This is a genomic window from Halorubrum sp. GN11_10-6_MGM (assembly GCF_005435165.1).
Lineage (GTDB): Archaea > Halobacteriota > Halobacteria > Halobacteriales > Haloferacaceae > Halorubrum.
The window spans coordinates 1-11,235 of record NZ_SGUC01000051.1 but is presented as its reverse complement, the minus strand read 5'-3'; the positions used below and the strand labels follow the sequence as shown (position 1 = coordinate 11,235).

Sequence of the window (11,235 nt, the reverse complement as noted above, 5' to 3'; positions counted from 1 at the left end):
CAGCGGTATCTGTGTAAGGATTACGACCGCACATTCAACGATCAGACCGGCACGATCTTCGAACATTCTGCGGTGGTACTCAGAAAATAGTTTCTCGCAGTCTACATCTACATCCGCTTCAACACGAATCTCAGGCAGCTATACGTAGATATTGATGCTTCCTACAAGACGATCTACCGGCGCGTCGAGCGCTTCGCTGAAGCGCTCGACACGCCTGTGAATCGTTTTGTAGGTGACTTCGATTTCGCATTGTAACTGCCTGAGACTCGTGTTAAACCGCAAAAACGCGTAGATCGAAAACAGCCACTTGCGGAGTGCGATCTTCGAGTGAGCGAAGATCGTGCCGGTCTTGTCGTTGAACGTGCGGCCGCAATCCTTACACAGATACCGCTGAAACTGCCCATAGCTGCCGTTTCTGACCGTCCGGTCAGAACGGCAGCGAGGACAAGAAACGCCGTCACGCCGGCGAACCTGCTGTAACAGGTCCGCTGCGACCGATTCCGACCCAAACACATCCAGCGGAATCATTCGTGTCGGACACCGCTGACGCGGTGTGCTTGTCCTCTTCGACTCCACAGCGACAGCTCAGCAGTATCAACAATCTCCTACAGAAGAGCGTATCGGCATTTTTCCCGAAGTCATCGATCTCAGGAACAACTCGATTTGTGGGTAAGAGACAGGACTTCAGTCGTGGGTTCCTGACGATTCGAATTCCAAGAGCTGGCGACAGGTGCCTTGGTATTTTTATTCATAGCATGTTTCGAGCGAGGTGTGCAGGTACGTTCCCTCCAACAACGCAGTCAGTGCGAGTTTCACTGGCCTCTTCCGATGGTGATTCCCCTCGTTGCCCCACTGCAGGTGATCTCTTCGTGAGGAGGCAACAACTGCTATCGACGCTGCTTACAGCCCTTGTGGTTGCGTCTGTAATGGTTGGCGTCACAACTGTGGTTTCCGCTCAACAGTCGGCAGTCAGCGTCTCTATCGACTCATCACCGGACGAGCCAGTCGTTGGTGAGACGGTGACGTTCAATGTTACCGTGACGAATCAAGAAGGCAGCAGCGGTGTCGTCGACGTTTCGAGTATCATGCTTCGAACAAACAGCGAACACTACGAGCGCATCGAGGATGTCGGCTCGCTTGCCCCCGGTGGGAGTCTCACCGTCCAAATGACGACGAGCTTTGAGCAAGCGGGACAGAGAACTCTCAAGGCGCACGTCTCTGCGGAACGCGCCTCTGGAAGGAACCTCCGCGCCTACTATAGTCCCGTGACAGTGGATGTCCAAGAGCTCGATATCAACGGCGGGCTGTCGACGACCGCGAACGGTTCCGACGAGACCACCGTCACTCTCACCAATTACGGAAACGTCGAACTCTCCGACGTCGAGATACTCGCAGCGACGGATGGTCGCATTCGTGACCGCAGAGATGCGTTTGATGTCGGCCCAGACGAGGCGGACTCGATAACATTTGATACAGATGAGTACGCGACTGATACTGTCACGTTCACCGCCGAGTACACCGCACGCGGCGAGCGGTACGAGACGACGCGGACGAGTGCTATCGATCGCGAAGTTATCGGCGAGATCCGATTAACGAGCGTTGAGGTTACGAGAGGCGGCTCGATGCTCTCCATCGACGGGGAGGCAGCGAATATCGGAGGCACAGACGCCGAGTCTGTTCTTATCAGTATCCCCAACGCGGATGGCGTCTCGCCGGCTGGCGGGTCAGGTGAATATTTTGTCGGATCCGTCGACGCCAGCGAGTTCGCGACGTTCCAACTCTCGGCGAGCGTTGAAGGAGATACTGTCCCCGTTGAAATTGCGTATATCGCTGATAATGACCGCGTCACCACGACTCAAGTAATCGATGTCTCGTCGCTCAACACCACGACGGGTGCTCCGGATCAATCCCAAGCAGCGGCCACCTCCTCTGGAGGCAGACAGGGTCAGTCTGGAGTCCCAGTCATTCCGATTGTTGTCGGCGTGATAGTCATTGTAGGATTGGGTGGGATCGGACGCTACCTGTGGAATCGAGAATGAGCGTCATCCGGCTCGACGGCGTCGTCAAGCGCTATGAAACCGGGGTTGAAACGATTGAGGCGCTAAAAGACGTCAATTTCTATGCCGACCGCGGTGAAATGGTCGTCGTCACTGGACCGTCTGGGAGCGGAAAGAGTACGATGCTCAATATGATCGGGCTGTTGGATATCCCGACCGAGGGTGAGATCTACCTTGCTGGACGCGATGTCTCCGATTTTGGTGAGGATGAGCGAACGGAAGAGCGGCGGTCCCAACTCGGGTTCGTGTTCCAAAACTTCCACCTGCTGCCGATGCTCACAGCCGAGGAAAACGTTGAACTCCCGTCGATGTGGGATACTGACGTTGACCGCAGAGAGCGCGCTGTCGATCTGCTAGAGCGGGTTGGTCTTGGCGAGCGACTCACTCACACGCCTGACGAACTCTCCGGCGGGCAACAACAGCGGGTCGCAATCGCACGGTCGCTCATCAATGAGCCCGATATTCTGCTTGCCGACGAGCCAACAGGGAACCTCGACCAAGACACGGGTGCGACGGTTCTCGACGAGATAACTCGGCTAAAACGAGAAGAGAATATCGCAGTGGTTTCGATCACCCACGACGAGCAATTAGTCGAATACGCGGACCGGGTTGTTCGGATCGTCGACGGGGTGGTCCAGTAGTGGGACTTGCAACCCGCCTTCGCCGTTTCCCCAGTGTCCTCATGGCGTGGCGAAACCTCGGACGGAACCGAACTCGGACCGCGCTCGCAGTGCTTGGCATTGTGATCGGGGTGATCGCGATCGCATCGCTCGGCATGGCTGGGGTGGCACTCGAACAACAGGCCACATCGAGTCTCGGCAGCCTCACCGATCAGGCAATCGTCTCGCCAGGAGAAGATATCGACACTGACGGCCTCACCGAGACACAAGTCGAGACGATTCGAGATGTTGCGCCTGCCACGACCGTCATTCCACAAAAAACAAATCGAACAGAGCTGTCCGCGCGGAACGGTGAGAAGGCGAATGTTCAGGTAACAGGACTAGAGAACCCAGCGCCGCTGTACGATATCGCTGTGGGCGACGCACCAACACGTCTTGAGACGGGGACACTCATCTCGGAGAGCACCGCACGGACGCTCGGACTTGAGATCGGTGACCCCATCGAATACGACGGCCAGCTGTTCCGTATTCGGGGACTTATTGCCTCAGATAGTGGGTTCGGCCCCGACAGTGGCGGTGAACTCGTTCTTCCCCTGTCAGCGTTTAACGAGCAGGACTACTACAATTCTGTCACCATCATCGCCGAGGATGGACCTGCAGCAACCGACGCGGCAAACGCGATAGAGGCACACTTCAACGAAGACGATGACGAGGTTCTCAGCGTGACAACCTATGCGAGTGTACAAGAAAACATCACGTCATTCACAGACACATTGGAACTTGCACTCCTCGGGATCGGATCGATTTCGTTGTTCGTCGCGAGCGTTGCCATTCTGAACGTCATGTTAATGAGTACCATCGAGCGGCGTGGCGAAATTGGCGTGTTGCGCGCCGTTGGCGTGCGTCGTGGTGAAGTACTCCGAATGATCCTAATCGAAGCCGCCTTCTTGGGTGTCGTCGGCGGAATCGTCGGTGCTGCCGGATCTCTCGCTGTCGGTTGTGTGATATTTCATCTATTAGCTAATGATCCAGCCCTCGCGTTAGCGTGGTCAAGTTCAAGGTACCTCCTTTACGGATTCACGTTTGCTCTCGTTGCAAGCGTTCTGAGTGGGATCTACCCCGCGTGGAAGGCTGCTAATGAATCGCCAGTCGACGCGCTTCGTGGCTCGTGAGAGATCACAGAGATACAACGCGGAAGCCCACATATCGCTCGGCGGGCCATCGACACTCTTGGCGAACTCAGAAAGGACTAGGCCATCTCGACCACCGGGAGACTACGTCTCCCGAGCTCACGGCGCGAAGCACCGTGAACGTCCCCCGACCCCGCAAGCGCCGCAGGCATGAGGCGCGCATCGGCGTTCTCGTGAATGTAGCGAATGAGAGCCAATAAAGTTGTCTCGCGCGGACGCAGGACGTCGAGCGGCCGAGTGCTTTTTGAGATTTCCACCGAGTCATCGACCAATTTGGACGAAGATCAGAGTACTAGCTGGTTGGCTCAGCATTCAGTCTACTTGTTGTCAAATTCTTCGAAGAGATCTCTCTCGACCTCATCGAAATGACGATCCAGCGGACGGTGAGGAAAATAAAAAGACGGCCCTGATGGGATGAAAGCCTGCTAAGTCCCCAGCGTGCGTGAAGAGGTACTGGGGTGGTCAAAGGCCGATGATTCAACAGCGTCATAGAACGCGTGGCTCTGATTGGCTATCTCATAACTGGCCAAAGAGTCCAACACTCAGATACCATATCTATTAAGTACATCTCCGCAAAGTAACAGAAAATGGCCAAACAACATATTTTCACACAGATGATCCCCGACCGAGACGAGCCAGCACTCTATATCAATCCCCGCTCTGAACAAATCGCAGCCTTCGCAGAGGAAGCAGTAACCGTTGAGGATCAGCCCAAGGTCCGGCTCCTCGCAGACTCAGCTGAAATCAAAGACGCCCTCTACAGCTTCCTCACGGCATCAAAAATAGCCGAACTCATCCACCGGGAGCAACTCAGCCTCCGGACACTCACGGAGTCAGTCGAGAATACTATCTTCACAACCGAGTCTGAGGCTGTCGTTCCTGTGTTGGACAAGCACAGTATTTCGAGCTCGGACCCCGAGCTGGTCTCATCAATCTACGGTGAGTTCGACTCCAAATTCGAAGCCGCCGAGCAGTATCACCTCCGGACACCCGCCCTCTCAGTAGTGAAACAAACGCTCCGAGAAGAGATCGGCGACGACGTGGCAGACGAGCTCAACCAAGTCCTTACACACGCTGAAGAGATTTCCAAGAGCAACGAATACCTCAGTATCGTCGAGATCATACTCATCCTCGCAGCCCGCAACGAGACCCTCCTCTACGATATCTCGAAATGGGGAGAAGATACGGGTATCGCTTCGAAAGCAACCTTCTCACGGGCCAAATCAGCACTCGAAGACGCTGGCCTCATCGAGACTGAAAAAGTCCCAATAGATGTTGGCCGCCCACGCCTTCGACTTCTCGCAACTGACAAAATCGCTACGGTAGACCTGAAAACGCTCTCTACCGAGTTCCGGTCCACGTTGTAGCATCCACCCGACGACAGCGACGGGAATACGCTCATTCTCCAACTCAAGCGTGAGAGCAAACAGACAAAATCACCGCCTAGAGGGTGTGAGACGGGTTCCATAACACGCGGCCTCCAGACCAATAGTGTTTCAAAACTCGAACACGTAACATATGATATGTACGATCTCACTGGCTTTCAGCGAGACCTACTGTACGTCATTGCCGGACTCGATGACCCTCACGGACTCGCGATCAAAGACGAACTCGAGGACTACTACGAAAAAGAAATCCATCATGGCCGACTCTATCCGAATCTCGATACGCTCGTTGAGAAGGGACTCATCGAAAAGGGACAGCGCGATCGACGAACCAACGAGTACAGCACTACCCGTCGAGGCACGAGAGAGATTGAAGCTCGGGTTGAATGGGAAGCCAGGTATATTGACCACAGTGAGTGACTGAGCTGCCGTACTCGGACCACTCTCGGCGTTGTGAGGGCTTCACCTGCTGTTCAGACGCCGAGGGCGCCAGCAACAACACTGCCGGCAAGGAACGCGATCACTGAGGTGACGGCTCCGAGAGCGAGGAGCGCGTAGTTCGCGAGGGGATTCGCTGCCTTCGCGACATCAAGCGTGTACGTGTCGTCTCGGAGCGGTTCGAACGGACGAATGCCCATCGGCGTAAGGACATCCGCGAGGAGGTGTCCGATGACGATTATGGCGCCGACCACGAATCCGAAACCGCCGAGCGCGATCGCACTGCCGACACCCATACTACTCCCGACGAGAGCCCCAGCAATGCCGAGAACGGTACCGACAAGAAGTGCGAACCACACGGTATGCGTTGGCCCACGGTGGCGGACAAACGGTACACGTTGATCCCAGTCGGGGATCATTGCTCCGGCGACTGCGACGGCGCCGCCGGCGATCGCGAGCTCCACAGCACCGGCCGCGACTACGAAAAAGCCGACTGGTGCATACGCAAGCAGCGACCCGCCGTAGTGTCCTGGTCGATGCATCTTGTCTATGGTGACGAACGCTATCGGTAACAGCCCTTCGGCATTTCCGGTGACAGTCACCCTCGCAACCGCTCTGCTGAATAGCAACCTTATTAGCCGATATGACGAGTTTAGAAGGGTGAAGCCGAGGAAATCGAACTTGTATGGAGATCGATATCCTCGGCTTCATTGAGCAGTGTCGTCACCTAGCTAAACAAGCGTTGGGAAGCATGCGGGTGAGCCCGCCAGAGGCGGGTTCGCCCGCTGGGTTCACGTCGTTCTTCCCTGTTTTCAGATCGAAGAGACCCACAGCTACCGTGAAACACGAATCGGCTGGAGTACATGGCCGAGGTTTGTATGCTCTTGATAGATCAAGACGGTCTCCCCGATCATATGACGATCTACAGGTGGTTTGATCGGCGGAAAGTGTGGTGTGTCGAGCACTGCTGCGCGTTTCCACGCAGCAGCACCCGCAGTCTGGCCACGCGGCGCTTGACAGCATGTTTTTCGATCACCTACAGTCGCAGCGATCCTCGACCGTTGATTCTCTCAGATACATCAGATACCGCAGTGACGACAAGCCGATGCTACAATCAGTTATATCAGTTACCTCAGATACAGCAGACAGCTCAGTTCAGTACTTACACACGATCAATAGTTGCGTCAGATACCGCAGAGAAACGCCGAACAGACGGCTTAGAGTGAATTATTCAGTTCCATCAGATACAATCATTCCTAAAGCGGTTCACTCCAATTTGTAATTCAAACCGCCCCTCAAATACATCAGATACAGCAGATGCGTCTGGCAAACAATTATATCAGATGCCTCAGACACATGGAACATATGACGCAAATAATCGCCATCTCAAATCAAGCAGGCGGGGTCGGAAAGACCACTACCACGATCAACCTCGGTGGTGCTCTCGTGGACCAAGGTCACGATGTCCTCCTCATCGATGCTGACCCACAGGGAACTCTCACTGAAGGTACGGGCTTTCGTGACCTCTACGATCAGAAGATTCCGTCTCTCCACCAGGTGATGGTTGACCCGACACGCACCGAAGAGATCAATGACATCATCAAGCATCACGATGAGTTCGACGTCATTCCGTCCAACAAGGCAATGGACGGGCTAAAGGATATGCTCGTCACGCAGGTCGCAAACAGCGAAATGCGGCTCAAAATTGCCCTCGACGAGCTCGACCACGACTATGACTTCATCCTTATCGATTGCCCACCCGATCTCAGCCAAATCCTCGATAATGCCCTCCTTACGGCCGAACAAGTCCTTATTCCCGTCGAGCCAACCCGACGGTCCATCCGTGCTATCGAGAAAATGAACGAAGAAATCGCCTACCTCTCAAGTAGTTTCCCTGGCCAGATCGACACCATCGACATTCTCGGGATTGTCATCAACGCCGTCGAGAGCGTCCAGAACAACGATACCAAGCAGATGATCGAGTTCTTCAATGACGCTCCCTACGATGTCTTCGAAGTGCCTGACCGCGTCGCTATCCGGCGTGCCTGGAACAACGGAGTCTCCATCTTTACCCACGAAGACGACGCAAAGACCGAGGACGCGCGCGAGGCCTATACCGAGATCGCGAAAATGCTTGAACGTCATACGACGGAGGTGGAAGCATGAGTAGTAACGACGGGGACGACGACCTCGAGGAGCGGAAGGGCGACGTTTGGAGTATGGACGAAGTTCGGAGCGGCGGTGCAGAAACGACAGACACCTCAGACACCTCAAATAGATCAAATACATCAGATATACCAGATACAGCCGATAAGAAATCGGCCGCCACTGCATCCGACCCCGCAGAATCCACGGAGATTTCAGATGCTTCAGACACCTCAGATACATCTGATGACGGATCATCGCCTACCACATCCGATCCCAAAGACACGACAGATGCCTCAGATACGACAGATACGGAACGTGAGATCGACGACTCCGCTGTTGAAGCCGATGGAGAGACCGTCCGGCAGATGGCACTCGACGCAGACGCAAAGGGTATCGTAGTTCGCGACCTCCACAATGTGAATGTCTACCTCTACGAGAGCGTTTACCAGGAGATGCGGGTGAAGTACAAAGAGCTCGATACCGAGTACTTTGCTACACACGGCGACGATCTCTCGAAGAACAAGGACTTCTTCAACGCCGTCTTCCGGGCAGGACTACAAAGTCCCCAGCTGGAAGAAGAACTCGAACTCGACTGATTATCGCCGGCACTCCAAACATCACAAATACCAGGAGAAAAATCCCGTATTCTCCTGTTTCACATCACTACACGCCCGATCGCTACGTCATCACGCAGCTGTGTTCTCTGCGAACAGCCCTTCAAGATCCGCCCGCATCTCTTCCCGGCGATGCCTGCGTTTCTCCGCCTCCGAGAGGTAGTTATCCAAGACAACCTCCGCCGACTTCGATCCCTGCTCTTCAGCGACGTCTGCAAACCGCTCGGCCACCCGACGTACTGCTTCTCCGTACGCCGTGTACCAGTACCGTCGACCCATTTTCGGCGTTGGGATCTCCCCATTAACGGACACACCACCCCGTTCTGCGAGGTCCTTGAACCGACGCCGGATCGTTGATGTTGACAGGTGCCCGCTCTCCGCCGTCGACGACGGAAACACATGGCCCATCCAGCCGTTGCCTATTTTTTCAGCAAGGGCGTCAATCCGCGCGGATACATCCTCGAGACCTGTGAGGAGCGCGACCGTCCCAGGTCCGTTCTTCCGTTCACTGCCAAACTCGATGTAGGGCCCAGCCTCCGTATCATCCTCTGGTGGGTCGAGGACCAACTGGTCAATATGGAGCGACGCAACCTCGCTCGGTCGAAGTCCCCACCCACAGATCCCGATCACGATAAGACGGTCAACTGGATCGTCAGCTGTCTGGTAAAGTAGCCGTATCTGGTCAGCCTCGAGAGCCTGATTATCCCACTCAGGCGTTGAATCCCACCCAAAGCGACGTTCTAGCTGGTCAGTCGGATTGTGACGTGCGCCCTTGAACGTCACCTGATGGGTATAGAACTGCCGAACCTCCTGAACGTACTTCCGTCGCGACGCGTGTGTCGTGAGCGTATCTTCGCGGCGCCGGAGGACATCGAAGGTATCCGCGACGCGGTCCATCTCATCGGCCCGCACAGCGTCATCGTGCAACGGCCCGAGCAGATCTTCGGTTCCGTTCACGTCCTGGTACGTCCGGACGTAGAGACGGAGGACAGAGCGGCGTGTGGCGACTGTCGACTCCGCCCGCCCCTGTCGGTCACGCAGCTCAACGAGGTAGTCCTCGAGGGCTGCACGCGTCTCGTCGTCGTCGACAAAATCGAACGGTCCCACCTCTTGTTCGGGCTCGACAGGAACACCGATCTTGTCGTAGAAGTCGCCCGGTGAGAGGTCGAATTGCCGAGAGAGGTGTTTGATGAACCCTGAGAAGTGTGATTCGAGCCAGGAATACGTAGGAGTTTCGTGCTCAGGATCCAGTCCTTCAGCTCGCATCTGCGGCGTGATCTCGTCGTGGTAGAAGGCCTCGGCGTCCTCGAGGTCCATCGTGCTGTAGCGTGGTGTGTCGGTTGTCCTAGTCATCGGTACTCGACGGGAAGTCGACTCATTAGACGCCCTCTTCGCGGAATCGCTTTACAGTCACATCGACGTCGTCGAAATCGTCGTCAGCACCCGTGTAGGCTGTCGCCTCTTTCGCCACTGCTGTGGCTAGTGTGTAGGCGTCGCCGAGTGCGACATTGTAGTCGCGTTTGTAATCGGCAGCCGACTCCCAGACCTCTTCGGCGGTAACGACATCACACCAGTCCCGAATACGAGCGACGTATGCTTTCGCTGTCTGTGGGTCGTCACGTCCACACACGTATCGCACCTCAGTACAGGTGACCGTATTCACTGTCCCCTTCAACTCGCCGTCCTCCACGCAGTCAATGATTGCTTCAACGTCATCGCTTCCAGGTTCGTCCCAATAATAGGCAATCAGTGGTTCTGCGTCGAATACGACATGATCCATTAGTTGTCTCGCTCGAGACGCTGACTCCGTTCTTCGTCAACCTCTCGCTCTTCTTGGAGGATTGCCGTACCGCGTTCCGACGTGGTTGCGGCGCCACGGAAGTCTTGGAGACTGGGAAGCGGTTCGACGACGATATCTCCCTCCTCGTTCTCCCGGATACGAACTCTACTACCTGGTTGGATTCCGTGCTTCTCCCGAAGCTCTTTGGGGATTGTGGCCTGGCCTTTCTGACTCAGATTGACGACCCGGCCTTCGTTAGTTGTACTCATTATAGTACTACTATTTGATGTACAACCTTGAATCCTTTCCCAGTCTGCTGTTGAACTTCGCTCATCTCTGTTTGGGCTGATCGTCGGCAAGAGCGGCCGTGCGTCGTACAGTAGTGATTCTAAGTCTGGTGGTTTCGGCGGGTAGAGCGTTTTACTCGATTTAATTATAAGTTGTCCGGTACAGTTTTCTAGTGGAGAAAACAGCAACAGGACAAATAACGGTGCGATAATGGGCTAAGAAGATAAATGATATATCGCTATATAAAAATCAGAGATATCAGCAAAGTAAATTTCTTAGAATAGCGCTTTAGAATTATTATAATATGTATAGAGTAAATCAAGAAAGATACGTCGGGTCTGGGGTATAGTCGTACTGCTGTGTGTAATCTCGATAAGTTGAAGCAGGGGCCGGAAAAGAAAGAGCGGCCGCTGCATTCACCGGAATTTCAAGTTGGTACTGATTGTGACGAGTGCTCAGTGGCCCAGAATTATGGATTGCCTCAATATATTTCCCGCGGATCCGCTTCACAGACCCACCTTCTGACGAAATTACTTTTTCTACCCATTTAGTGTGCTGGTCAAGCTCACTCTTAGTCTGGGCTATTATCATCCGTTGTAGTTTAGCGGCGCGTCGAGGCGGTGTTTGTGCGGATAGTTGAGCAAGACGGTGTTGAGTCAAATCGCTGATGAAGCGTGATCGGAGAACTGAACAGAGGCTCTTCCGTCTCGGATGG

Annotated in this window: 11 protein-coding genes and 3 pseudogenes; 9 read left to right on the top strand and 5 right to left on the bottom strand. The window is 54.7% G+C overall.

From position 1 onward, the window contains the following. Positions 1–216: pseudogene (locus tag EXE46_RS15380) on the top strand (IS1595 family transposase); the annotation flags it as partial. Here EXE46_RS15380 and EXE46_RS15375 read toward each other — a convergent pair. Next, positions 148–528 (bottom strand): annotated as a pseudogene (locus tag EXE46_RS15375) (IS1 family transposase); the annotation flags it as partial. The pseudogenes EXE46_RS15380 and EXE46_RS15375 sit on opposite strands and share 69 nt — an antisense overlap. 341 nt (positions 529–869) lie before the next feature. Between EXE46_RS15375 and EXE46_RS15370 the strand changes: the two are divergent. The 5 genes from EXE46_RS15370 (at position 870) to EXE46_RS15350 (ending at position 5,672) form a co-directional block, all read left to right on the top strand. Next, the gene (locus EXE46_RS15370) at positions 870–2,039 is read left to right on the top strand and encodes a CARDB domain-containing protein (protein ID WP_158413959.1); all 1,170 of its coding nucleotides are present in this window, start codon (positions 870–872) and stop codon (positions 2,037–2,039) included. After that, positions 2,036–2,698: an ABC transporter ATP-binding protein gene (locus EXE46_RS15365; RefSeq protein WP_137689228.1), complete on the top strand. Its 663-nt coding sequence runs from the start codon at positions 2,036–2,038 to the stop codon at positions 2,696–2,698. Before EXE46_RS15370 ends, EXE46_RS15365 begins: the two co-directional genes overlap by 4 nt. Then, a complete protein-coding gene (locus EXE46_RS15360) occupies positions 2,698–3,849 on the top strand; it encodes an ABC transporter permease (RefSeq protein WP_394348206.1) in 1,152 nt (383 codons plus the stop codon). The genes EXE46_RS15365 and EXE46_RS15360 overlap by 1 nt, the downstream gene beginning before the upstream one ends. A gap of 605 nt (positions 3,850–4,454) precedes the next feature. Further along, on the top strand, positions 4,455–5,234 hold the full coding sequence (locus tag EXE46_RS15355) for a DUF5821 family protein (RefSeq protein WP_137689227.1): 780 nt from the start codon (positions 4,455–4,457) through the stop codon (positions 5,232–5,234). 156 nt (positions 5,235–5,390) lie between these two features. After that, positions 5,391–5,672 (top strand): PadR family transcriptional regulator, encoded by a 282-nt coding sequence (locus EXE46_RS15350; protein WP_137689226.1) that lies wholly within the window; start codon positions 5,391–5,393, stop codon positions 5,670–5,672. A 53-nt stretch (positions 5,673–5,725) separates the two neighbouring features. Here EXE46_RS15350 and EXE46_RS15345 read toward each other — a convergent pair whose 3' ends face one another. Then, positions 5,726–6,232, bottom strand: a complete 507-nt coding sequence (locus tag EXE46_RS15345) for a metal-dependent hydrolase (protein ID WP_137689230.1) — start codon at positions 6,230–6,232, stop codon at positions 5,726–5,728. Positions 6,233–6,375: 143 nt separating this feature from the next. Here EXE46_RS15345 and EXE46_RS15340 point away from each other — a divergent pair. The 3 genes and pseudogenes from EXE46_RS15340 to EXE46_RS15330 form a co-directional block, all read left to right on the top strand. Continuing rightward, positions 6,376–6,723 (top strand): annotated as a pseudogene (locus tag EXE46_RS15340) (IS5/IS1182 family transposase); the annotation flags it as partial. Between the two features lie 332 nt (positions 6,724–7,055). Continuing rightward, positions 7,056–7,856: a ParA family protein gene (locus EXE46_RS15335; RefSeq protein ID WP_158413958.1), complete on the top strand. Its 801-nt coding sequence runs from the start codon at positions 7,056–7,058 to the stop codon at positions 7,854–7,856. Further along, positions 7,853–8,434, top strand: a complete 582-nt coding sequence (locus EXE46_RS15330; protein ID WP_137689224.1) for a hypothetical protein — start codon at positions 7,853–7,855, stop codon at positions 8,432–8,434. The genes EXE46_RS15335 and EXE46_RS15330 overlap by 4 nt, the downstream gene beginning before the upstream one ends. Positions 8,435–8,524: 90 nt before the next feature. On the opposite strand, the gene EXE46_RS15325 is transcribed toward EXE46_RS15330, so the two are convergent. The 3 genes from EXE46_RS15325 to EXE46_RS15315 form a co-directional block, all read right to left on the bottom strand. Further along, a complete protein-coding gene (locus EXE46_RS15325) occupies positions 8,525–9,769 on the bottom strand; it encodes a site-specific integrase (RefSeq protein ID WP_199234193.1) in 1,245 nt (414 codons plus the stop codon). Between the two features lie 61 nt (positions 9,770–9,830). After that, positions 9,831–10,232: a PIN domain-containing protein gene (locus tag EXE46_RS15320; RefSeq protein WP_137689222.1), complete on the bottom strand. Its 402-nt coding sequence runs from the start codon at positions 10,230–10,232 to the stop codon at positions 9,831–9,833. Then, on the bottom strand, positions 10,232–10,501 hold the full coding sequence (locus tag EXE46_RS15315) for an AbrB/MazE/SpoVT family DNA-binding domain-containing protein (RefSeq protein WP_137689221.1): 270 nt from the start codon (positions 10,499–10,501) through the stop codon (positions 10,232–10,234). Before EXE46_RS15315 ends, EXE46_RS15320 begins: the two co-directional genes overlap by 1 nt. Positions 10,502–11,235 lie beyond the last annotated feature (734 nt).